Genomic DNA, 23,721 nt, shown 5'->3' on the forward strand with positions numbered 1-23,721 from the left:
TTCCCTATCTTGGCACATCGCGATGCCGGTTAAAGAGGGGAGGAGACCATCTCATCGCCCTACGTGAATCTTGCGGGCTTAATCAATCCCCGGCGCACACTTCTCATGGAAGTCGGTCGCCAACTGAAACTGGTGCGCGACGTTCAACAACCGCCCCTCGGCAAAGTAATTGCCAATCAACTGCAATCCCACCGGTTTTTCCTCAACCAACCCACACGGAATCGACAACCCCGGCAGGCCGGCCAGGTTGGTGGCGATGGTGTAGATGTCTTCCAGGTACATGGCCACCGGGTCCTGAGTCTTGGCGCCGAAGGCGAAGGCCGGGGACGGGGAGGTGGGGCCGAGGATGACGTCGACTTTGTCGAAGGCGTCGACGAAGTCTTGTTTGATCAGCCGGCGGACCTGTTGGGCTTTGTTGTAGTAGGCGTCGTAGTAGCCGGCGGACAGGGCGTAGGTGCCGACCAGGATACGGCGTTTGACTTCTTCGCCGAAGCCTTCGCTTCTTGAGCGCTCGTAGAGGTCGTGCAGGTCGGTGGGGTTGTCGCACCGGTGGCCGTAGCGCACGCCGTCGAAGCGGGACAGGTTGGCCGAGCATTCGGCCGGGGCGATGACGTAGTAGGCCGGTACCGCCAGGTGGGTGTGCGGCAGGCTGATGTCGTGGGTGGTGGCGCCCAGGCTTTCGTAGATTTTAATCGCTTCCTGTACCCGAGCGGCAGTGTCGCTGTGCAGGCCGTCGCCAAAGTATTCTTTGGGGATGCCGATTTTCAGGCCGTCCAGAGGTTGGTCCAACTGGGCGGTATAGTCTTCCAGAGGTTGGTCCACGCAGGTGGAGTCTTTCGGGTCGAAACTGGCCATGGCGTTGAGCATCAGGGCCGAGTCGGCGGCGGTGCGGGTCAGGGTGCCTGCCTGGTCGAGGCTGGAGGCGAAGGCGATCATGCCCCAGCGGCTGACGCGCCCATAGGTGGGCTTGAGGCCGGTCAGGCCACACAAGGCGGCCGGTTGGCGGATGGAGCCGCCGGTGTCGCTGGCGGTGGCCGCCGGTGCCAAGTGGGCGGCGACGGAAGCCGCCGAGCCGCCGGAGGAGCCGCCCGGCACACAGCCGGTGTCCCAGGGGTTTTTTACCGGGCCGTAGAAGCTGGTTTCGTTGGAGGAGCCCATGGCGAACTCATCCATGTTGGTTTTGCCCAGCATGACCGCGCCAGCGGCTTCGTAGTTTTCCACTATGGTGGCGTTGTAAGGGGCAATAAAGTTGTCCAGCATTTTGGAGCCACAGCTGGTGCGCACGCCCAGGGTGCAAAAAATGTCTTTATGGGCGATGGGGACGCCGCACAGGGCCGGGGCGCTGCCTTGGGCCAGACGTTCATCGGCTTTTTCCGCCTGGGCCAGGGCCCGCTCTTCGGTGACGGTAATAAAGCTGTTATAGGTGCCATCCAGGCGCTTGACCCGGTCCAGGTAGTGGCGGGTCAGCTCGACGCTGGAGTATTCGCGGTCGCGCAGCCCTTGAACCAGTTGGGCAATGGTGTGCTGATGCATTGCGGTTGCTATCCTCAAATCAAAATTCGGTGGCGGATGGTGCGACGGTGCCTGGGCGAGTTATTCAATAACACGCGGCACTAGATAGAGGCCGTCTTCGGTGGCCGGGGCAATCGCCTGGAAATGCTCGCGCTCATTGGGCTCGGTGACTTGGTCGGCGCGAAGGCGTTGGGTGGCATCCAGGGGGTGGGCCATGGGCTTGACGCCCTCGGTGTCGACGGCTTGTAATTGGTCCACGAGGGCCAGCACGTCGGAGATGCGCTCGGTCACTTGACCGACTTCATCGTCAGAAACAGCAATGCGCGCCAAATGCGCCAGTTTGGCGATGTCGGAAGAGGCGATAGCCATCAGAGTGCTCCAGGTCGGTAATGGCTCCGGTTCAAAATGTGCGCAACCGGTGCTCAAAAAGGTCCAAAAGTTCGCGTTTGTTCATTAAGCGGCTAAAGTTATCACATTTGCGCCTTGCCCTAAATCCCCGCCGTTGATAGAGTGCCAGCATCTGCGCCGACGCTTCGGGTCTGTATGGGGAGAAGCGCCTACAGCGGGGTGGACAAGTGCCCACAGCGGAGGCGGAATAAGTGCCCACAGCGGAGGCGGGACAAGTGCCCACAGCGGAAACGGAATAAGGGCCCACAGCGGAGGCGGAATAAATGCCCACAGCGAGGGTTACGCAAGGTCCGCCAAGTCGCCCTGATTAACAGTTATTAGCCGCCTTGGCTATAAAGGCAAGCAGCCGCCTCGGGCAAAGCGGTTCCGCCTCGTGTAAACTGTCTGAAAGGCTTGATTTTAGGCCAATAGTGAATTCCTCGCCGAGGTGTCGGTCCAACCGGCCGCCTCGGCGGTCGCTGTCGCTTTCCGGAATGCTATCGCTCGCCCGGGGGCGTCAGTCATACGGCAGACCGTTGGAGCTGCCAACAGCATTTCGAGGCAGGGCGTCGCCATGGCGCCGTGCAAGACAGAACAATATGTATACCTAAGGTTGCGTGAACCAATGTTAAAACACCTCCGTGGAGCCTTTTCCAACGATCTTTCCATTGACCTCGGCACAGCCAACACGCTGATTTACGTGCGCGGCCGGGGCATTGTACTGGATGAGCCATCCGTGGTGGCCATTCGCCATCACAACGGGCATAAAATTGTTGAAGCCGTGGGTACCGAAGCCAAGCGTATGCTGGGCCGTACCCCTGGCAACATCACTGCCATTCGGCCGCTTAAAGACGGCGTCATAGCCGACTTCCAGGTCACAGAGAAGATGCTTCAGCACTTTATCAAGAAAGTACACGAAACCAGCTGGTTTCAGCCCAGCCCCCGGGTATTGATCAGCGTACCTTGCCTGTCCACCGAGGTAGAGAAACGTGCAATTCGCGAGTCGGCCATGGGTGCAGGCGCGCGTGAGGTTCGGTTGATTGAAGAGCCCATGGCGGCCGCGATTGGCGCTGGCCTGAAGGTCTCCGAAGCCAGTGGTTCCATGGTGGTGGATATCGGCGGTGGTACCACCGAAATTGCCGTCATTTCCCTCAACGGCGTGGTTTACTCCGATTCGGTGCGCATTGGCGGCGACCGTTTCGATGAGGCCATCGTTAACTACGTCCGCCGTCACTATGGCAGCGTCATTGGCGATGCGACTGCCGAGCGTATTAAGCAGGAGGTCGGCTGCGCCTTCGCTGGCAGCGAAGTGCGGGAAATCGATGTCCGTGGTCGCAATCTGGCCGAAGGGGTGCCTCGCAGCTTTACCCTTAACAGCGACGAAATTTTGGAAGCCCTGCAAGAGCCGCTGGCCGGCATCGTGCAGTCGGTCAAAAGCGCGCTCGAACAGTCTCCGCCGGAGCTGGCGGCGGACATCGCCGAGAGCGGCGTGGTACTGACCGGTGGTGGTGCGCTGTTGCGGGATATCGACCGTTTGCTGTCCAACGAGACCGGTCTGCCCTTTATCGTGGCGGAGGATCCGCTGACGTGTGTGGCCCGCGGCGGTGGTCTGGCGATGGAGATGATGGATAAGCGGAATATTGACTTGCTGTCTTCCTGATGGGGCGCTCAAGGTGAGCAAGCGACACTGAGCGGGAGAGGGTGTTATCAAAACGCTGTTTACCAAAGGCCCGGCGGTTGCCTCACGCGCGTTGTTTTTTAGCATCGCCGCGGTTGGGCTCATTCTTGTCAGTTTGTACACTGATTGGTTGGACCCGGTGCGTTCCAAGCTGGGGGTCATTGCCGAGCCTTTCTACTGGGTCACCAATATTCCCGAGCGCATCGGAGAGTGGGGAGATGATACCTTCACCTCCCGCCAAGCGCTTCAGGAAGAAAACGAAGCGCTCAAATCCGAGCTGCTGATCCTCCAGCGTAAACTCCAGCAAATGGCCGCTCTGGCGGCGGAAAACGTGCGGCTTAGGCGCCTGCTCGGCTCTAGTGATATGCTCCAGGACAACGTCCTGGTCGCTGAGCTGGTGGGCGTATCGCCCAACCCCCTGAGCCACTCGGTGGTGATCAACAAAGGCCGCTCCGACGGCGTTTATGACGGCCAGCCGGTGCTTGATGCCTTCGGGCTGATGGGGCAGGTGGTTGAAGTGACTCCTGGTAGCAGCCGAGTTCTGCTTATCACCGATAGCAATCATGCGCTTCCCGTCCAGGTCAATCGCAACGGGGTGCGAGCCATTGCCGAAGGCACTGGCCACATTAACCGTTTGCGCTTGCGCCACGTATCGAACACCACAGACATTCGCGAGGGGGACACCCTCGTCAGTTCCGGGCTGGGAGAGCGCTTCCCGGTAGGGTACCCCGTGGCGGAAGTTGAAAAAGTTGTGCGCGATCCCGGCCAGGCTTTTTCCACGGTAATTGCCCGGCCCATGGCCCGCCTCGACCGCAGTCGGCACCTATTGCTGGTCTTCGGCAAGGAGCAGCAAGAACAGCAGGGAGGGAAGGAGCCGTCCGAAGAGCGGGACGAGCTTAACAACCAAAGCGAGGTAGTGCCGGAGGCTGGCCTCATCGGGGAACCGACCGATGATTGAGCTCTTCGGGGGGCACAACCGCTGGGTAATTCTGCTGGCCCTCTTGGCCGCTCTGACCCTGGCAGTTTACCCTTTACCGCTGGAGTGGCGCTGGTGGCGCCCGGAGTTCGTGCTGCTGGTCGTCCTTTACTGGGTGTTTACCTTACCCGAGCACACTAGCCTAACCCTGGTATGGTTGTTGGGGTTGGCGCAGGATATCGTGGAGGGGGCGCCGCTCGGCCAGCATGCCCTGGCATTGGTGGTCGTTACTTACATCGCCTTACAGTCCTACCGCCGAGTCGGCAACTATGCGCTTTGGCAGCAGGCCTGCTGGATCTTTTTATTGGTGGGTATCGCCCAGTTGACCGGCAACTGGGTCCACAGCCTGACCGGAGGAAACGTCTCCGGTCTGCAGTTTTTATACCCCGCGCTCACCAGCGCGCTGCTGTGGCCCTTCTGCTTCCGTGGCTTCGAGGCGCTGCGCCACCGTTATCGCATTCAATAAACGGAAAACTGGCATGACGGATCTGTACCTGGCTTCACAGTCGCCACGCCGACGCGAGTTACTCAGACAGCTCGGCGTGAGCTTTGAGTGCCTGGCGCTCTCAGTCCCCGAGCAACGCGCTGCGGATGAATCCCCCGAGGCTTACGTGAACCGCCTTGCGCTGGATAAAGCTCGGGCCGGCTGGGCTCACGTACGCGAACACCGTTTGCCGCCGGCTCCGGTGCTGGGGTCGGACACCATTGGCGTCTGTCAGGGGCAGGTGTTGGAAAAGCCCTTGGATCGGGAGCATGCCCTCACCATGTGGGGCCTGATGTCCGGCAGGGCTCACGAGGTCATGACGGCCGTTGCACTCTGTGACGGTGAGCGTGAGCGCAGCGTTTTGGTCCGCACCCACGTCTTCTTTCGGGCCCTGACTGACGCCGAGATGAAGGCGTATTGGGCCAGCGGGGAGCCTCAGGATAAAGCCGGCGGTTACGGCATTCAGGGGCTGGGCGGCGTGTTTGTCGAGCGTATCGAAGGTAGCTATAGCGCCGTGGTGGGCTTGCCGCTGGCGCAAACCGCCGAATTGCTGAACCAGTTTGACCTTCCCTGGTGGGGGGCAAACCCACGCACGGCTCAAGAACAAAGGGTTACCGGCCAGCCACCTCGCCACACTTCAACAGGGGCGGACCAATGAGCGAAGAACTGCTGGTCAATGTCTCCCCCGTGGAAACCCGCGTGGCACTGGTGGAAAACGGCGTAGTGCAGGAGTTGCACATCGAGCGCAGCCACAACAAAGGCTATGTGGGCAATATTTACAAAGGTAAAGTGGTCCGTGTCCTGCCGGGCATGCAGGCCGCCTTTGTCGAGATCGGTCTGGCTCGCACTGCTTTCATCCATGCCTCGGATATGACCGACTCGGTGGAAGAGGAGGGGCGCCGGGGAGAAACACCGGACATCCGCTCTCTGGTCCGTGAGGGCCAGACCATACTGGTGCAGGTCAGCAAGGAGCCGATTGGTACTAAGGGCGCCCGTCTGACCACCAACCTCAGCCTCTCTTCCCGTTATTTGGTATACATGCCCAACAGCGCCCATATCGGCGTTTCCACCCGCATCGACGACGATGCCGAGCGCCAGCGTCTGCGCGAGCTGGTGGAATTGCTCGCGCACGAAGCCGGTGTCGGTGGTGGCTTTATTTTGCGCACGGTGGCCGAAGGCGTCGGGGCGGAGGAGTTGCGCAACGATATCGATTTTCTGCAAAAGCTCTGGACCGACTTTGAGGATCGCTCTACTCAGGCCGCTGTCCCCAGCGCTATTCATACGGACATGCCCCTGTTTTTACGTGCTCTGCGCGACATGGCCCGGGCCCCGATCGAGAAAATCCGGGTGGATTCACGCCAGAGTTGGTCCCAGATGCGTGAATTTTCCGCGGGTTACTACCCCGAGCTGCAAAATCTGATTGAGTGCTACAGCGGTGAACGCCCCTTGCTCGACTTATATGGGGTGGAGGACGAAATTGCCCGGGCATTGGATACCCGGGTGCCGCTCAAATCCAACGGATACCTGATTATCGAGCAGACCGAGGCCATGACCACCGTCGACGTCAACACCGGCGCGTTTGTGGGACGGCGCAATCTGGAAGAGACAATTTTCAAGACCAATATGGAGGCGGCCAGCGCCATTGTGCGACAATTGCGCCTGCGCAACCTCGGCGGCATCATAATCCTCGATTTTATCGATATGAAGGACCCCGAGCACGAGCGCCAAGTGCTGCGCACGCTGGAAAAAGCGCTGGAGAAGGATCACGCCAAAACCAACATCACCGGTGTTTCGGACCTGGGCTTGGTAGAGATGACTCGCAAGCGCACTCGCGAGTCCCTCGGGCAGATGTTGTGTGAGCCCTGTCCGCTGTGTTCCGGGAGCGGGCAGATAAAATCGGCGGAAACGGTGTGCTACGAGATCTTTCGCGAGATTCTGAGGGAGGCGCGCGCTTATGATAACGACAAATTTCTGGTGCTGGCTTCGCAACTGGTGGTGGACCGCCTGTTGGATGAGGATGCCGCCTATGTGGCGGACCTTGAAGCATTCATTGGCCGCACCATCGAGTTCCAGGTAGAAAGCCTCTTTACCCAGGAACAGTACGATATTGTGCTGGTCTGATATCCGGCTCGGCGGGTGGTGGTACCCGGGGCTGCCGGGTGTTTTGCGCGGCCGGTTTGAGGAAACCCTCAGGTTATGGTTTCGGTGTTAGCGTACCTACTGAAGAAGTTTTACATTCTTTGCGCCGTCGTGCTGATCACGCTAGCGGTCGTGGTGCAGGCTGGTCGAAGCCTTTTTCCTCTGCTGGAACGCTACGATCAGGAGTTGACAGACTACCTTTCCCAACAGCTGGGGTTGTCAGTGGCCGTTGACGGCCTGGAGGCTCACTGGGAAGATCTAACCCCCACGCTGCGCTTGCACCAGTTGGTGGTGGATGACGCCGACGGCCACCGCCTGCTAGAGGCCGAAAGCCTGCTGCTGCGGCTCAACCTGCTCAGTAGCGTGGCCCAGGGCCGCTTGGCCTGGGACAAGGTCGAACTGCAGGGGCCAAGTTTGTCCCTTACGCAGGGGGCAGACGGTTACTGGGGCCTGCCGGATTTGACCGAGGAGGAGCTCACCGAGCCCCTTGCGCCGGATGACCTACTTACGTTATTCCAACTGGGCACGCGCGTGGAAATGCTCGATGCCCGTATCCAACTGACCTTTGCCAATGGCCACCAACAGCAGTTTGTGGCCCCCTACCTGTTGCTCGAACACCAGGAGGGTTTTCATCGCCTTTCCCTCCAAATTGACATTGACGGTCGTGATCGGGCGCTGTTTGCCGTCGTGGAAGGGCGGGGTGACCCCCGCGAGCCCGCCAGTTTCCAGACAGAGGGCTATTTGCAACTGCGTGAATTCCCCACACTGGAGCCCCTCACGGCTATCGGCGGTATTTTCTTTGGCGAGAGCGAACACCGGGAGTGGTACCGGGAAGGGCAAATGAACGCGCGTCTGTGGTTCACCAGCCAGGAAAGTGGAGGCTACCACTGGGTGGGAGAGCTCTCGCTGGACGATGTGGCATTGCCGGTAGAAGCGCTCACGCTGGACCGGGTGAGCGCCGGGGTCAGCGGCGAGTGGACCCGCGCTGGTCAGTGGCGTCTGGATTTTCGTGATTTGAGTGCCGAGTGGCGCGACCGGGACTTGGAGCCCCTTCAGGTCTCGCTCTCGGCCGAAGGTGCCGGGGCGCCCCTCAAGCTGCAGCTGGACCACGTCAACCTCCCGTACTGGAGCTCGCTGGCCAACCAGCTTGGGTTGCTCGGAAAGGGTAAGTTAAAAAGTGCTCTCTCCACCCTCAATCCTCAAGGGCATTTGCGCCGGGTGCAATTGAGTGCGCCCCAGAGCGAGCCGGGTGACTGGCAGTTGCGTGCCGAGCTGGAAGAGGTCGCCGTGGACCCCTGGCAAGGCGTGCCCGGGCTTACTGGCGTCAACGGCTTCGTGCAGGCGAGTGCAAAGGGAGGCCATTTAGACCTGGACAGCCGCAACGGCTTCAGCATGTACTTTGCGAAGGCATACGCCGAACCCATGCACTACCAATCCGCCCGCGGCCAGGTAGCTTGGCACCTAAGGCCCGAGCAGAACCAGATTTACGTCAACAGTGGTCCTCTGCATTTGCGCGGGGCGGGAGAGCAGGCGCGCGGCTCCATGTGGCTGTCCTTACCCTGGAAGCGAAACACCGGCGATATTGACCTCTATTTGGATATTCATGGTGAAGATTTTAATGCCAGTGCCTATCGCAAATACCTCCCCAAGGTCGTACCCGACTCGCTGCGACAGTGGCTGGAACGCAGCCTTGGGGAAAGCAACCCCGGCCGGGCGGCCAACGCGCACTTTGTATTCCGAGGTACATTAAACCGGCCGGAGAAGCCGCTCTCGCGCAGCTATCAATTGGCCCTGGATATGGTCGGGGCAGAGCTGCGCTACCACCCGGACTGGCCTTCACTCAGCGACCTCAGCGGCCAGTTGGTGCTTAATGATAACGAGGTCAAAGCCCAGGTCGACCAAGCCCGGCTCTACAATAGCCAGATTTCCGGTGCCCGCATCCACGTGGGTAAAAATCCCTCGGGTCAGGGGCTGCTGCTCAATATCGACGGTGAAGTCGAGGCCCTGGCCAGCGATGGCCTGCGCTTGCTCCGGGAAGGCTATTTGCGCCGCTACGTCGATGACAACATGGACCAGTGGAGCTCAAAGGGGACGGTAAAGGCCGACCTCGACCTGGCGGTCCCCCTTGAGGAGGGGGCCCCCGGGGGCCGTCAGGATGTGGCCCTGGAGTTGAATCTGCCGCGGTTGACCTTTGGTAACCTGGGGCTAACCTTACGGGACCTGACTGGTCCCCTTAACTACCGCCTTGGCGAAGGTCTTAGCAGTTCGGGTATTGAAGGCCAGCTATTCGGGGAGCCCCTGAACCTGAAAGTGGCCAGCCGGACCGAAGACGGTGTGCCGAGAACCGAGGTTAACTTTTCCGGTCGCGTCTCCGGGGAACGGCTGGCGGACTGGACGGGTAAACCGGCCCTGCGCCTGATGGAGGGGACGACCGGGTTTACCAGCCAGCTGTCGCTTTACCACCCCGTAGATCCCGATCCGCAACAGGATCAACGTTTGGCAACGCTGGCGCTGGAGAGCGATTTAAAAGGCATAGCGGTGGACTTGCCCGAGCCCTTTGGCAAAAGCGCCTCCGAGAATCAAACCCTGCGCTTTAACCTGGTTCTCGGGCGCCTGACCGCCTTGGCTGAAATGCACTACGGCGAACGGCTGCAAGGGTTCGCCCAGTTGGAGCGGGAACAAAACTCCCTGCAGCGGCTGAGTATCGGGTTGGGAATAGAACCCGAGTTACCTGCCGAACCCAGTATTCGGCTGGCGGGACGGCTGCGGCAATTGGACCTTCAAGCCTGGCGCGAGTTTATTGAGCAGTACCGGGCCATGGGCTCTACCTCCGAAGAGGGCGGTGCCTTAAGCACAGTGGCTGCCCTGCCAGTACGGGCGGATATCGAGTTGGCTCAGCATCAACTGGGCCCCTTAACACTGGAGCACTTGAAACTGAACCTGATTTCCATGGAGGAAGGGTGGCGGCTTGGTTTTAATAATGCACAGCTTTCTGGACAGCTCGAATGGGTGCCGGAGCAGCCGCTGGAGGTCACCCTGGAGCGGGTCACCTTGCCGAAATCAGTGCTTCCAGCCGCTGGGGGGAGTGCCTCTGTGGGGGCGACCGGGGAACTGACCGCGAACCTCGCGAGGCGCCTAGAGGAAAGCGCCTTCGACGGCTTTGACCCCTCCCAACTGCCCACGGCGAACGTTTCCATCGCTCAGTTGACCCTAGGGGGGGAGGACTACGGTAACTGGCGCTTTCAACTTCGCCCTGAATCCAACAACGTCCGTATTGCCGGGCTTGTAGGCAACATTCGCGGCCTGAGCGTGGCCGGCCGCGGTGATCGGGGAGCCCGTCTTCAGTGGTATTTCGGCGACGGCGCGGAGGAGCATACGCGCCTGCAGGCGCGGGTCTCGGCCGGTGACCTGTCACAGGTTATGCAACAGTTCGGTCAGCCCGATTTACTCGAAAGCGAGTCGGCCAGCCATCAGCTCAATTTGCGGTGGCCCGGGTCGCCCCAGGCGATCGACTGGAAGACCTTGACAGGGACGGTGGATTTCGAGGTTCTCTCCGGCCGCTTTAAGCGCAATCCGGCCTCCGGCAGCGACGGGCTGTTGAGGCTCTTTGCGGTGCTTAATTTCGATTCCCTGGCACGCCGGCTGCGCCTGGATTTCTCTGATCTTTACCAAAGTGGCCTGGCCTATGACAGTATCCAGGGGCAACTGACACTGGATCGGGGGCGGGTGGTTTTCAGTGAGCCGGTACAGGTGCGCAGCCCATCGAGCCGCCTGCAGCTGTCCGGCAGTGCTGACTTGGTGGCTGAAACCGTGGATACCCGCCTGGTCGCGACGCTGCCGGTGGCGGGGAATTTAACCTTTCTCACTGCCGTGGCGGCGGGTCTGCCCGCCGCCGCTGGCGTATTCCTGGTGAGCAAGCTGTTTGAAAAGCAGGTGGACCAGGCCACCAGCATTAGTTACACCATTGAGGGGGACTGGGATGATCCAGTTATCAAGTTTGATCGAATGTTTGAAGGTAGAGACGGTTTGCGGAGCCGGGAGCCGTCGGCTTCATCCGAAATGAGAGAGGGGCCCTGAAATGCGACAGCGTGATTTCCCGTGGTGGATTGACTTTCTGCCCCTCGCTCTGGGACTGCTGCTCCTGCTGGCCTTGCCCGTGCTCGGTCAGTCCGATGTGGCGCAGGCTAAGGCTTGGATCGAGGCGCGCGAACATCTCGATCGGATTGATGAGGCCACTTGGCGGCAGCTGCTGAGCGAAGAGGAGTATGAGATTTTATGGGAAAAGGGCACCGAGCGGGCGTTTACCGGAGAACTGTTGGAGAACCAGCGGGACGGGGTCTACGTCACCGCTGGTTGCCGCATTCCGGTCTTTGATTCGCGCCATAAGTACAAATCCGGTACCGGCTGGCCGAGCTTCTGGGAAGTACTCGATGAAGAAAACATTCGCCTGGAAGACGACTACACTTGGTACGGCTACCGCCGGGTGGAAGTAGTTTCCGCCTGTGGTGAGCACCTCGGCCATGTCTTCGAAGACGGTCCCGAGCCCACCGGTCTGCGCTATTGCATCAATTCCCTGGCCCTGGACTTTGTGCCTCGGGAGCAGTGGGAGTCCCGCTCGCGCCAGAGCGATTAAGCGCGAGCGAGCCCCGTTCCCACACGGGCGATTCCAGTTTCCCACCGGATTGTGATAATGTTCGCAGACCTGCGAACCCCTGGGGCCTAGACTGCGCGCTCTTTCATCTGGGCTCAATAACCATAATACGAAGATCATGTTGCAATCCATTGCTCAAACCCGACGTTTTTGGGTGCCTGCGTTAGTACTCCTGGTCTCACTGTTGGTGTACGGCGTAAACTATGGCTCTCCCAAAGCGATGTTCTGGGACGAAAATTACCATATCACCTCCGGGCAGAAGTACATTGACGGTACCCTGTTCATGGAGCTGCACCCCCCGTTGGGCAAGTTGCTGATTGGGGCCGGCGAGGCGCTGTTCGGCGGCAATGAGGATCTCGATAAGCGAGCCCTTAATCAGACCGACTACCTTGACGGTTCCGATGTGCCCGAGGGCATGAGCTTTACCGGGTTTCGGTTTGCCTCCACCTTCCTTATGGCTCTGTCGGTGCTGTTTTTCTATGGCATTGTCTGGCGAATTACCCGTCGCACTTGGGTGGCGGCGGGGTTCAGCGCGTTGCTGATATTTGATAATGCTCTGGTCGTTCATTCCAGAGCGGCCATGCTGGAAGGTATTCAGCTGTTTTTTATTCTCGCGGCGCTCTACTATTTTGTGCACATTCTCACTCGCGGGAAACCGTTGCGTTTGCCCCAGTACGCCTGGCTGGGGGTGCTAGTGGGCCTGGTGGTATCGGTCAAGCTCAATGGGGCAGTACTGTTACTGCTGTTCGTGATGGTGTGGGGCGTGGACCAGTGGGAAAACATCAAAGCGTGGCGCTGGAAGGCCATGCTACAGCGCCTCGCCACCACGGTGCCCTCGGCGGTGCTGCCCATTATCGCCGTCTTTGCCAGCATCCTTTATGTGCACATTGCCCTGGGGGAGAATATTGTCGGGAACAATACTTACAAGGCCTCAGAGGAGTACCTCGAAGAAGTCAGAGCCGGCCGCAGTCACAGCCCGACGGCTTTCTACCACGGCTTTTTGGACAATGTGCGATACATGCTTGAGTACTCGGACGGTGTCGCTAGCCTGGATATCTGTAAACCGGGTGAGAACGGCAGTTACGCCATTGGCTGGCCTCTGGGCAATAAGAGCATCAACTATCGCTGGGACAAAAACACCGTCAACGGTGAAGTAAAGGTCAGGTACATACAAATCATCGCTAACCCCATTGTCTGGTTTTCGGTGGCGGCAGGCATTGTACTGTCCATTGGGTTGATTATAAGCCGTTTTGTGTACGGCAACCCGGTGAAAGACAACCGCCAGTTTTACTGGGTGCTGGCCTTTACCACCCTCTATGTCAGCTATATGACGGCAATCCTGCAAATTGACCGGGTGATGTATCTTTACCACTATTTGGTGCCGCTGGTCTTTGGCATGCTCAATCTCGCCATGGTGTTCACCTATATTTTCCGGGATGATGTTATGGCCAACCGTCGGCACACCATGATTAACCTCGGGGTATTCGTCCTGCTGGTGATTGGCGTTTTCGCGTGGTTCTCGCCCTTCTCCTATGGCTTGCCCATCAACGAGGACCAGTTCGAGGCCCGTAACTGGTTTGAACTCTGGCAAATGAACGTGGTGCGATAACAATGCAAGCTTGGTGGAATAAAAATACCGTACTCACACTGCTGCTGGTCGGCGTTGCGGTGGCCATTCTCATGCGCATTACCCCACCGTTTGTGTCCGATGTGGTGGAGCTGAAAATCGTCAAAAACAAAACCCCAATCAGCCGGATTGATCAAGAGCGGGAGCCAGATTACCAGCGCCGCGTCTGGGTGGATCATCTCAACCTCTTCCATAAAAACCAGTTGCGCCACCCCAAGCTGGGCCAATTGGGGTATACCGACAACTTCTTTATCGACATTGACCACACCTTTGAAGTGCTCGAAGGCGGTCAATATCGGTTCCTGATCGGCAGCGACGATGGTTTCGTGGCGAAAATTGATGGCGAGGTGATTTGTCGCTTCAACACGGACCGGCCCTACCGCAAACAAACCTGCATGGTTGAGCTAAGTGAAGGCGAACACCGCTTTGAAATGGCCTACTTCCAGGGAGGGGGCTTTTCCGGGTTCTCTGTTGAATATATGCCGGTGGGCGCCGAGCGGCCCCGCTTCTTCGGTGAAGACTCTGATGCCGTACGCTTCTAGCCCGGCATAAAAAAAGCCCCCAAAGGTGGGGGCTCACACAAGAAAAAGCGGATGGAGCTTTCGCTCCGGTCTTGCGGTAACTCAGGTATTGCTATTCCAAGGCTGGCCTCTTAGTTAGAAGCCAGCTTAAACTGACGCACGGCCTGGTTAAAGGTGTCGGCGTAAGTTTTCAATTCTTCCAGTTCTTCCTGCTTCTTGCGGCTGCTCATATTGGAGCAACTCAGGTAGTTCTGCTGTGCCTCAACGTAGGCTTTTACCTCGTGGTTGGTTTTCACCATTTGAGCGGTAACTGCCGTGGCCGGGTCCGGGATTTCGGGTCGAGCGCTCGGCGCTTCACAGGCCATGGCCGGAACACTGAACAGGGCTGACGCACATACGGCAAACAAAAGCTTCTTCATGACAATTACACCTAAAAGTTGATGCTCGGCCCAGCTGGACAAATGCCACCGCGCCGATAGTAAAGTGACTGCTAAAACTGTGACCGAGCGCACATCTCGATCACTTGGGGCATTATCCCACGGAATGTTAACGTTAAAAAGATTCTAAGAAGAACATTTTGTTATCTTATTAAAGAATAAACAGCTAAAAAGTTATCAACCGGTATGGCAACGGGTGAGAAAGGTGGAAGCGTTGACGGGGCGGCGCTCAAGCGGGCATGAAAACAACAAACTGTCGGAAAACCGACGGCTGGCAAAGGCCCTCCCTGGCCAGTCTCCTAAGAGGTGTAGTTCAGGTGCCTACGCCCAGGGCGTCCAATACCTCTTGGTTGGGGAAGCCGTCGGGTACCATGCCCTGTTTGTCTTGGTATTGACTGAGTGCCCTTCGGGTCGCGGGGCCCCAAATGCCGTCAACGTCGCCCACGTCGAACCCCTTGGATTTGAGAGTCTCTTGCAATGTGATGACCTGTTCCCGGTTCAGCCGGGGGCTGTTGCCGGGGGGCGGATTATGCAGTTTGCCCGCGCCGGCAATGCGGTCCGCCATATGCCCAACCGCCAGGGCGTAATACTCGGACTGGTTCCAGCCCATAATGACCTTGAAGTTGTCATACACCAGGAAAGCCGGCCCCTTATGGCCGGATGGCACCAATAGCGCGGCTTGGATCGGTTCATCCGGCAGAGCGGCGCCGCTGGTCTGCCGGACCCCCATCTCCTGCCACTCCGAGAGAGGGCGTTTGTGTTTTAAGCCGGCGCTCAGGTAATCGAAGCCTTCTGGGAGTAGCACCTCCCGGCCCCACCGGTAGTCATCATCCCAACCCATGCTGCTAAGGAAGTTAGCGGCCGAGGCCATGGCGTCGGGTAGGCTGTTCCACAGGTCGCGCTTTCGGTCACCGTCATAGTCCACCGCATGGCGTAAGAATACGGACGGCATAAACTGTACGTGGCCCATGGCACCGGCCCAGGAACCTTCCATGTTCTTGGCCTCGATGGCCCCCTCGTCGATAATGCGCAGGGCGGACATGAGTTCGCGAGTGAAGTACTGGCTGCGGCGCTTGTCGCAGGCTAGGGTGGCCAGGGAGTCGAGCACGGACATCTTGCCGAAGAAGCTCCCGTAATTGGTCTCCAACCCCCAGAACGCCACTAGGTAAGGTGCAGGGACGCCGTATTGTTGTTCCACGCGGGTGAGCAGCTTGCGGTGCTCACGCAGCAGGCGCCGCCCGTCTGCTACCCGCTGTTGAGTCACGCGCCGATCCAAGTAGTCCGAAAACGGCGTGGTAAATTCGGGCTGGCGGCGGTCCAGCTCTATGACCCGCTCCGACCACTTCAAGTCGGCAATGCTGCTCTGAACCACGGCGGAGGTCAGCCCTTCGGCCTCGGCGGTTTTTTGGAACCGCTCAATGCACGCGGGAAAGCTGTCCTTGGTGCTTTCCTCTGCGGCTGCTTCAGCGCTGGTCTGCGAACTGGCCAGCGCCGGTGTGGTAAGGCTCCAGGCGAGCGCGCCTGCGAATAACCAATAATCCCAAACCATATGGACTCCAATGGGAGAAAAAATAGCGAGCGTAACAGGCGAGCCTTCCGCTCCGGGGCGGTAAACCAGCGCCTGGCGTGGCCCCTTCTGGAAGCGAAACTGCCACGCTCCCGAGCCTCAATAAATCATAATGCATCGAGAGAAATCAACCATGATGCAGCGCACAGTCTTTGGCCGGGGTTTCGCCCCTGCGGGGTACACGTTCAGTGGGACCTCTTTCTGTGCCAATAGTGCCCCGGCTTTTCCGTCATTGGAGGCGTCGATACCCCGGTGTGCCAGGCCCGCCGAGTGAAATGCCATTCCGGCATGAACCGAAAGAGGGGGGGGCCGTTCAGATTCATTCATGTTTATTTGGACGACGTGAAGTTGGTCATAGCCCCCGTGCGTGCCTTCTGGCAAAATAGGCGGGCTTCTGGGTCCTGCTGCAGTGCGGCGACGGCGCTGCAATTCGCCTAAACAGGCCCCAGAGCACAACGCTCACGCCTCTTTTAGGATGTTGAACACGTAACAACAAGGATACTCTTCACTATGAAAACCATGACCAAAATTTCGGTCGCTGTCGTGATCGTGGTTGGCGCAGTCGTGGCGGCTATTGCTGCCGGCGTCTTTTCCACGAAACCAGCGGCCAACGGCCTAGACGACTTTCTTACCTACGTACCGGCGGACAGCCCACTGGTAATGGTCGGGCAAACAGACGAAGCCAACATGGCCGCCTCCGATGCCATGCTGCGCAATATGAATCCCAATGATCTGAGACCGATCCTTAACAGGCTCGAGCAGAGCGAAGAGGGCACCGGCCCGCGCCTGGTCAAGTGGTTGCTGGATGATTATATCCAGACTGCCGTTTCCGGCGGTTACGAAGCGGTGGCCGAGCGCTATGGTCTGAGCTTCACTCAGCCCTACGGCCTCTATGTGAACGGCGCCGCGCCGGTGTTCCGTTTCTCCCTGACCAGCCCTGAGCCCATGAAGGCGGTGCTGGCCGAAGCGCAGGCGGCAACCGGCGTGAGCGCGCGCGAGGGTACCCTGGGCAGTGGTACTCTTTACGCTTGGGGGCTGGATGAAAACAAGCCTGAGCTGGAACTGGGTGTGGTTCTGGATGAAACCTCCCTGACCCTTTCCGTGCTGACGGGCTCCGACTCCACGGAAAGCCAGATGCTACGCTTTGCCCGCCAACCGGCAGCCCAGTCGCTGGCCGGTTCCGAACGCCTGAAGGAACTGCGTGCGGAGTACGCCGAGGCCAATCAGTTTATGGGCTTTGTCGATATTCATCGCTTGGCCGAGGCCTTGCTGCTACCGGAAAAGAACAGCACCGGTCGTGAACTGCGTCAGTGGTTCCCGGAGCTGGATCAAAAAATTGGCGCCGACCTGACCGACGCCTGCCGCAATGACTATGTGGCCCTGGCCGGTCACATGCCCCGTATCACCATGGGCGCGGAAGAATACGATGTGTCCTCCGAGTTGATTCAGCAGACTTTGGGCTTCCTGTGGAAGATCGAGAACAAACCGGTACTGACTTCACTGCAAAAGCTGCAGGGCTTTGTACCCGGTTATGCCACCAAAGTGGACGACAAGCTCGGCGCCTACGCCATGGGCGTGAACGTCAGCCAGTTGGTGCCGGTACTGACCGAGCTGTGGACTCAGTTCACCCAAGCCACTTTTGCGTGTGAACAACTTCAACAGATGCAGCAACAGGCAAAGTCCTACAATCCGGCCATGCTTGCCATGGGCACCGCCATGTTTGAATCCGTACGTGGTGCAGGCGTTGCCGTCTACAACCTGGAGCCGAGCGATCAGACTCCCATGGGACTGGACGGCTCCGTGTTGATCAGCGTCAGCTCTGAAAACCCCGCCGCACTGGCCTCCATGCTGACCTCCTACCTGCCTCAGTTTGGGGGTATGACCATACCCACCGACGGTACGCCGGTGGAAGTGCCGGACCCCATGGGCCTTGGCGGCAACTACCTGGCCATTAAAGGCAAGCACTTGGTGGCCTATCGCGGTGAAGCCGCCCAGGCCGCTGCGGACGAACTGGGGGGCGAAGCGCTGGAAGTCAATGGCACCGCCGCGCTGTCGCTAAACCTGCGCGAACCCATGGAGCTGTTCGAGCTGGTCCAGCCCATGGCGGCCCAGCCAGGCAACGCCGGTTGTGCGGAACTGTATGTCGGGATGCTGTCACTGACCCAGACGCCCATGTCACTGGTATACAGCGAAGAGCTGAGTGACCGTGGCTGGGCCGGGAGCCTGGCAATGGAAATGGAGGTAATTGCACCGCTTGAGGCCAGCACGCTTGCCGGTACTTACGAATTGAGCATGCTCGATAATACCGACTGCCAGTGGTACCCCTTGGGCACCGAAACACTCAACGAAGACGGCTCCGGCAGTTTCGCCAGCCAGAACGACAGCGGTGAGTGTGAAACCTACCAAAGCGAGTTCAGTTGGACATTGAACGGGCGGCAGCTGGCCGAAGCCACCAGCGTTGAACGTGAGCGGGAGGCTTGCGACGGCGACTGGTCAGAAACCGTTGAGGATGCTGAAGATTTTGAGTGCGGGATCGTGGCGCCCGAGGAAGAAGGCTTTTACTGCACAAGCCAAAGCGATGGCATGATTGAGATGTATCGTTACCGGAAGCAGTAGTAGTCGCTAGCCGGGGCACGGAGGCCCGAGCATAGTGGGATGAAATTAAAAGCCGCCCCGGGAGACCGGGGCGGCTTTTTTTAGAGTGGCCGGCCACGCCGTAAGCGCTGGCCGTGGGGCGCTATAGTGGGCTGTCCGGCGCAAGGGAATCTTGTAACGGTTTTCGAGAAAGGCGAACCGTCGCCGCGCACGTCGGCCCGGACGGCTCCGAAGTGTTGAAGTGGAACTCTAGCTGTTCCGGGGTGATCGTAAAGTAATCCCAGTCGGGAGCGGGAGGGCAGTCATCAGCCTCTGCGGCTTGCGCTATTTCCGCTGTGTAGCGTTGCCGCACTTTTTCCTCCACCTTTACATGGTACTGTTCCTCCATAAACTGAGCTTCGAGTTTCAGCTCGTTCAAGCCCGGAAGCGTTCGGTTTATGGCCCCTTCCGCGCTGTCCGGAGAGGTCATGGTTGAGCAATGCCACATGGCGACGTAGCGTAAACTGACAAGGCCCTTTTCCAGGGTTTCGACGTCCATCTCAAATGATTCATCGCCTCCGTTGGCGCAATGGTAACGATCCAGCCGTTCAGTTACGGCACTGTTCAGTGCCGCCGCCACGTCGTCCTGCCCGGAGAAAACGGGGTACGAATCCTCCTGCACCCAATAGCCCAGCGGTGAGCTCGCATCGGAGATCTTCTCGGAGGAGGAGCGTACTTCAAAAGTGACCGGTTGAGGTGGATGCTGCTCCGCGTCGCACGCCGCCCCGAAAAGGCAGGCGGCATAGCACAACAGCCATCTGTTAGAGGGAATTCGCATAATGTCTGTACGCCTGTTCCAGTTTTACATCGTATTGATTGTCAGCATAGCCTGGGCCGTTGTAGGCTTTGGCGAAGTCGGCCCACTGCTTGTTTCGCAATAATTCCGCCATGCTGTTGTTTTTGATAAACGCCACCAGCGCTTGTAAATGGTGACCTTCGGTTTTCTTCATGTCCGAGACAAAGCCCTGGACGGAGGAGTAACCGGCGTCCTCGTAGTTGAAGCCCATTATCTGAAACTTTCCCCAGGAGGTTGACTTCATAGCCGCTTCGGGGTCGAGGGAAAACGCCTGTTCGTACCGCTCGTATTCGCGCTCACCGCCAAGGTAGTGGCGTTTGGTCCATTGAGCGTATGAAAGGGTCGGGTACAAGGCGTCGTATTGGCCGCCGGTGAACCGATGGAACCAGTGGCCTTCAAACAGAATCTTGGGGTTTCCGTTTTCCAGAAACCCGCTGCCATTGCTCTCCACATGAGCCAACGCCTGGATGGTTGCCACGTCTACCGCCAGGTCTTGAGCGGCGGCGGCATAGTCTTCTTCTCTCAATAGTTTTTGAAGGGCAGGATTGATATACGGCTCGTTGAGCGTCGCGAGGGTCTTGCCGCCGGGGTCTACGCGGCCGTCAGGCCAGGAGAAGTCCAGCACAAGGCGTTGGAACTCTCTGATGGTTGCGATCGTCAGGGGCCCGCAGACACCATCTTCCGCCAGTCGGGGGACCAAAGGCAGCCGGTATAGGTTCAGGTTTAACAGTCTCTGAACCGCGAGAACATCGGAGGGCCGGTTTTCGGCATTCTCTCCCACCGGTTGAGAAAGGGTTATGGCGGCAGGCATAGTGGGTGCTCCCAAGTGGGTTCTGCTGGCTCTTGTACCCTGTTAATTCAACTTTCGGAGACTCCAAAGGGAAAGTCAACCGAGTTTTTCGAGCTGGAGCGAAAGCGGCGACAATAAAAGCCAAGCGGCGCCAAAAGTTGTCGTCATCCGATGAATGCTGCGCCGGCGAATTGTCCGTATAATCCGCCCACCGGAAACGAGTGGCCCAGGTGGGTTAATACAAATAGGGAGCAGCCAACATGTGGATCGCCATTATTGTGGGTGTTGTCGTAGGAACGATGATGCTGGAGATGAACTCGGAGGTGGCCCAATTCTGGCTCGGAGCGGCCGCGGGCGGGCTGGCCATATCGGTTTATCGGCTGCGGACTCAGTTGCAGCGGCAAATGCAGCGAATCCACTCCCTTGAGCACCGGCTCAAGTGCCTGGAGAATCCCCCGGAGACTAAGGAAAACCAAGCGCTCGCCCCGCAAGCCTCGCCCGTCACATCGCCTTCCCGGCCCGAGCCGGAAGCGCCGCCGCCCCCGAACCAATCGCCCGCTCCTCAGGCGGCCAGTGCTTCCACCCCGGCCTCCACAGCCGAGCGCCGCTCTCCTCCGGCCAAAGGTAAGCCCTCGTTCCTCGATCTGGCTCTGCGCTGGGCGCGCCGCTGGCTGACCACGGGGAATGTTCCGGTCAAGGTTGGAGTGCTGATTTCTTTTTTCGGGGTTTCCTTTCTGCTCAAGTACGCCGCCGAGCAAAACTACCTCACCTTGCCGGTTGAGCTTCGCCTGCTGGGCATCAGTCTGGTGGCGCTGGGCGCCCTGGCGTTTGGCTGGCGCCAGCGGGGCCGACGGCCCGCGTTTGCGTTGAGCCTGCAGGGTGGGGCGATCGGTGTGCTGTTCCTCACGGTGTTTGCCGCTTTTCAGCTTTACCACCTGCTGCCGGCGCTTGTGGCGTTTGGCTTGCTGGTCGTGTTTACCATTGCCGCCGGCGTGCTGGCGGTGTTTCAAAATGCCATGGCATTGGCCGTGTTGGGCGTGGTGGGTGGTTTTTTGGCGCCGGTGTTGATCTCCACCGGCTCCGGTAGCCATGTTGCCTTGTTTAGCTATTACGCCGTGCTTAACGGCGCGGTTTTCGGCGTGGCCTGGTTTCGCCCCTGGCGAATACTGAACCTCATTGGTTTCGGGTTCACGTTTGTCATCGGTACCGCTTGGGGTTACCAGTTCTACCGGCCCGAGTACTTCGCCTCGGTCGAGCCGTTTCTGATTCTGTTTTTCCTGATGTATTTGGGAATCAGCATGGCCTACGCCCTGGGCCAATCCATTCGCCTGCGGTCGTATGTCGACTCTTCCCTGGTGTTCGGGTTGCCACTCGTGGCCTTCCCACTGCAGAAACAGCTGGTGGAGCATTTTGACTACGGCACCGCCCTCAGTGCCGTTGCGTTGGCGGTCGTTTATACGGCCGCCGCCGCGGTTTTGCTGCGGTCCCGCCTTCGGGACCGGGTGCGCCTGTTGGGCGAGGCATTTCTCGCTCTAGGCGTGGGCTTCGCCACTTTGGCGGTGCCACTGGCCCTCAGCGCCCACTGGACGGCTCTGACCTGGGCACTGGAAGGGATGGCTCTGGTTTGGCTCGCCACCCGGCAGAACCGTCAATTGGCCACGGCCGCCGGGGTCGCCCTTCAGGGCCTCGCGGGCATCGCCTTTGTGTACTCACTGTTCGAGACCGGGCGCACGGGGGACTGGCTATTTGTGAATGATACCGTGCTCGGCGGCGTGGTGCTTGCGCTGGCGGGGCTGGCCTCCGCCTGGTGGTTGGAGCCACGGGGTGCTTGGTTCAAGAATACCGGTTCCTCGGTAGCCTGGCTGCTCTTTGGCTGGGGGTTGCTGTGGTGGTTCGGTACCCTGAGTCATGACATGGATAGAGTGATCAGCAAAGCCTGGCTGCCCTCAAGCGGGTTGCTGTTGCTGGCCGGCACCGCTGCCGCATTACGGCTGGCACAAACGCGCCTTGCCTGGTATAAAATCCGGTTCGCGTTAAGCGGCTACTTGCCCGCTGTGCTTTTGACCGCTGTGGCCTGGCTGAATGTCGGGTATGGCGCGCACTATTTGCCGTTTGGCGGTTGGTTCGCCTGGCCCCTGGCGCTGATGATCTTGGCCTTCATGTTTCGTGGTGAACAGGGTCTGCTGGACGCGACTCGCCCCTGGCAGCGGGCCATGACGGTCTGGCTGCTGGCCCTTTTGCTCTCCCGAGAAGCGCACTGGGCGACCGGGGCTTTGCTGCCCGGCGGCATCTGGGCCGAGGCGGCTGCGCTGGCGGCGGTCGCCGCTCTACACGCGGTCTTGTGGCAGTTGTGGCGGGGCGAACGTATCGCGGTTCATCTTAACAGTGGGGATTGGTCACAGCGAGGCATGGCGCCTGTGTTCGTGCTTGCGCTGACTGCATCCGTGGCATTGCTGCTTACCTCATCCGGTGACGCTGCGCCCCTGGTGTACCTGCCGTTACTGAACCCCTTGTCGGTGGCTACTATCGCGCTTGCCCTGGCGGCGGTTCACTGGCTTCGGATCAACAAACTGTTGAAGGTTACCTGGTTGAACATCACCGCCAACCAATGGATATGGATCGGCCTGTCCGGGTTTGCCTTTCTGTTAATCACCGGCGAAGTTACCCGTACCCTCCACCACTGGACCGGCGTGCCTTTTCGGGCCGAAGCACTGTTTGACTCCGTGCGGGTGCAAGCCAGCCTTTCCGTCGTTTGGGCGTTGTCCGCGCTGGCTGTCATGGTGTTCGGCCACCGCCGGGCCCAGCGGCTGATTTACCTGTGTGGCGCTGCTCTCATGGCCGTGGTGGTGGGCAAATTGTTCCTGGTAGACCTCGCCCAAAGCAATACGCTGGAGCGGATTGTGTCGTTTATCGGGGTAGGGCTGCTGTTGCTGGCGGTGGGCTTTCTGGCACCGGTGCCGCCGAAGCAAACCGAGCGGGACGGGGCGATTTAAAGGGGGAGAACGGGGCAGTAGAGGCGGCGAGGAGCTAGCCCCCGAACCGCCTCGGCGCTTTACTTGATCAAGCGAAGGGCGAAAGGCACCCGAAACGCGTCGCCCTTTGAGGTCGCTACGGCGCCCATAATGCAGAAAATCAAGTGAACCACCCCGATGATCGGGATCAAGAAGGCCCCAATAATGATGACCGTCAGGATAATGGCGCCAATGTAGGCGAACAGTGCGGTAATGGACCAGTTCAATGCTTCTTTCGCCTGGTCTTGAATATAGGCGCTGTCCTTTTTGACCAAATAGAAAATCAAGCCGGGGATGAAGCCAAAAAAGATCGTGGTAATCCAGGTGATCAAAGCGATATTCTTCTCGTCTTGATCCGTGGTGGTGACTTCCGTTTTAGAACTCGTGGCATCTTCGATGATATCGTCGCTCATAATCCTTTCCTTTTGCTCAGATTGGTAGTGGACTCCCAAGTCACCGATGACGCTTTCGCAGTATGATCGCGCTTTCATGGCGCTAAGGGACCGGGAGA

The 23,721-nt window shown here is 59.1% G+C and carries 18 protein-coding genes; 11 read left to right on the forward strand and 7 right to left on the reverse strand.

Going from position 1 to position 23,721, the window contains the following annotated elements:
• Nucleotides 1–78: 78 nt before the first annotated feature.
• Both gatA and gatC read right to left on the reverse strand, forming a co-directional pair.
• The gene (gene gatA / locus AAE514_RS16965; protein ID WP_347332751.1) at nucleotides 79–1,533 is read right to left on the reverse strand and encodes an Asp-tRNA(Asn)/Glu-tRNA(Gln) amidotransferase subunit GatA; all 1,455 of its coding nucleotides are present in this window, start codon (nucleotides 1,531–1,533) and stop codon (nucleotides 79–81) included.
• A 60-nt stretch (nucleotides 1,534–1,593) separates the two neighbouring features.
• On the reverse strand, nucleotides 1,594–1,881 hold the full coding sequence (gene gatC / locus AAE514_RS16970; protein WP_347332752.1) for an Asp-tRNA(Asn)/Glu-tRNA(Gln) amidotransferase subunit GatC: 288 nt from the start codon (nucleotides 1,879–1,881) through the stop codon (nucleotides 1,594–1,596).
• 643 nt (nucleotides 1,882–2,524) lie between these two features.
• Between gatC and AAE514_RS16975 the strand changes: the two genes are divergently transcribed.
• The 9 genes from AAE514_RS16975 to AAE514_RS17015 all read left to right on the forward strand — a co-directional run bounded on the left by AAE514_RS16975 (nucleotide 2,525) and on the right by AAE514_RS17015 (nucleotide 13,996).
• Entirely contained in the window at nucleotides 2,525–3,559 is a 1,035-nt protein-coding gene (locus AAE514_RS16975) for a rod shape-determining protein (RefSeq protein WP_347332753.1), read from the forward strand.
• A gap of 55 nt (nucleotides 3,560–3,614) precedes the next feature.
• The gene (gene mreC / locus AAE514_RS16980; RefSeq protein ID WP_347332783.1) at nucleotides 3,615–4,535 is read left to right on the forward strand and encodes a rod shape-determining protein MreC; all 921 of its coding nucleotides are present in this window, start codon (nucleotides 3,615–3,617) and stop codon (nucleotides 4,533–4,535) included.
• Complete coding sequence (gene mreD, locus AAE514_RS16985; RefSeq protein WP_347332754.1) at nucleotides 4,528–5,019, forward strand: rod shape-determining protein MreD; 492 nt, start codon at nucleotides 4,528–4,530, stop codon at nucleotides 5,017–5,019. The genes mreC and mreD overlap by 8 nt, the downstream gene beginning before the upstream one ends.
• A gap of 13 nt (nucleotides 5,020–5,032) precedes the next feature.
• Complete coding sequence (locus AAE514_RS16990; protein ID WP_347332755.1) at nucleotides 5,033–5,695, forward strand: Maf family protein; 663 nt, start codon at nucleotides 5,033–5,035, stop codon at nucleotides 5,693–5,695.
• The gene (gene rng, locus AAE514_RS16995) at nucleotides 5,692–7,158 is read left to right on the forward strand and encodes a ribonuclease G (protein ID WP_347332756.1); all 1,467 of its coding nucleotides are present in this window, start codon (nucleotides 5,692–5,694) and stop codon (nucleotides 7,156–7,158) included. Before AAE514_RS16990 ends, rng begins: the two co-directional genes overlap by 4 nt.
• A 75-nt stretch (nucleotides 7,159–7,233) precedes the next feature.
• On the forward strand, nucleotides 7,234–11,253 hold the full coding sequence (locus tag AAE514_RS17000) for a YhdP family protein (protein WP_347332757.1): 4,020 nt from the start codon (nucleotides 7,234–7,236) through the stop codon (nucleotides 11,251–11,253).
• 1 nt (nucleotide 11,254) lies between these two features.
• Complete coding sequence (msrB, locus tag AAE514_RS17005; RefSeq protein WP_347332758.1) at nucleotides 11,255–11,809, forward strand: peptide-methionine (R)-S-oxide reductase MsrB; 555 nt, start codon at nucleotides 11,255–11,257, stop codon at nucleotides 11,807–11,809.
• Between the two features lie 136 nt (nucleotides 11,810–11,945).
• Nucleotides 11,946–13,436 carry a phospholipid carrier-dependent glycosyltransferase gene (locus AAE514_RS17010; protein WP_347332759.1) on the forward strand — a complete coding sequence of 497 codons (1,491 nt, stop codon included), beginning with the start codon at nucleotides 11,946–11,948 and terminating at the stop codon, nucleotides 13,434–13,436.
• Nucleotides 13,437–13,438: 2 nt separating this feature from the next.
• Nucleotides 13,439–13,996 (forward strand): PA14 domain-containing protein, encoded by a 558-nt coding sequence (locus tag AAE514_RS17015; protein ID WP_347332760.1) that lies wholly within the window; start codon nucleotides 13,439–13,441, stop codon nucleotides 13,994–13,996.
• A gap of 110 nt (nucleotides 13,997–14,106) precedes the next feature.
• On the opposite strand, the gene AAE514_RS17020 is transcribed toward AAE514_RS17015, so the two are convergent.
• Nucleotides 14,107–14,394, reverse strand: a complete 288-nt coding sequence (locus AAE514_RS17020) for a hypothetical protein (protein ID WP_347332761.1) — start codon at nucleotides 14,392–14,394, stop codon at nucleotides 14,107–14,109.
• A gap of 331 nt (nucleotides 14,395–14,725) precedes the next feature.
• Nucleotides 14,726–15,961, reverse strand: coding sequence for a lytic murein transglycosylase (locus tag AAE514_RS17025; RefSeq protein WP_347332762.1), 1,236 nt, complete (start codon nucleotides 15,959–15,961; stop codon nucleotides 14,726–14,728).
• 528 nt (nucleotides 15,962–16,489) lie between these two features.
• On the opposite strand from AAE514_RS17025, the gene AAE514_RS17030 reads away from it, so the two are divergent.
• Nucleotides 16,490–18,595 (forward strand): hypothetical protein, encoded by a 2,106-nt coding sequence (locus AAE514_RS17030; protein ID WP_347332763.1) that lies wholly within the window; start codon nucleotides 16,490–16,492, stop codon nucleotides 18,593–18,595.
• A gap of 121 nt (nucleotides 18,596–18,716) precedes the next feature.
• Here the strand turns inward: AAE514_RS17030 and AAE514_RS17035 are convergent, their stop codons facing one another.
• Together AAE514_RS17035 and AAE514_RS17040 are read right to left on the reverse strand one after the other, a co-directional pair.
• Nucleotides 18,717–19,391, reverse strand: a complete 675-nt coding sequence (locus AAE514_RS17035; protein WP_347332764.1) for a hypothetical protein — start codon at nucleotides 19,389–19,391, stop codon at nucleotides 18,717–18,719.
• On the reverse strand, nucleotides 19,375–20,220 hold the full coding sequence (locus tag AAE514_RS17040; RefSeq protein ID WP_347332765.1) for an N-acetylmuramidase domain-containing protein: 846 nt from the start codon (nucleotides 20,218–20,220) through the stop codon (nucleotides 19,375–19,377). Before AAE514_RS17040 ends, AAE514_RS17035 begins: the two co-directional genes overlap by 17 nt.
• Nucleotides 20,221–20,459: 239 nt before the next feature.
• On the opposite strand from AAE514_RS17040, the gene AAE514_RS17045 reads away from it, so the two are divergent.
• Nucleotides 20,460–23,192, forward strand: coding sequence for a DUF2339 domain-containing protein (locus AAE514_RS17045; RefSeq protein ID WP_347332766.1), 2,733 nt, complete (start codon nucleotides 20,460–20,462; stop codon nucleotides 23,190–23,192).
• 59 nt (nucleotides 23,193–23,251) lie between these two features.
• Here the strand turns inward: AAE514_RS17045 and AAE514_RS17050 are convergent, their stop codons facing one another.
• Entirely contained in the window at nucleotides 23,252–23,623 is a 372-nt protein-coding gene (locus tag AAE514_RS17050) for a DUF4870 domain-containing protein (protein ID WP_347332767.1), read from the reverse strand.
• Nucleotides 23,624–23,721: the final 98 nt, after the last annotated feature.

Origin of the sequence: Marinimicrobium locisalis, assembly GCF_039822625.1 — a bacterium.
In the GTDB taxonomy this organism is placed as follows: Bacteria; Pseudomonadota; Gammaproteobacteria; order Pseudomonadales; family Cellvibrionaceae; genus Marinimicrobium; species Marinimicrobium locisalis.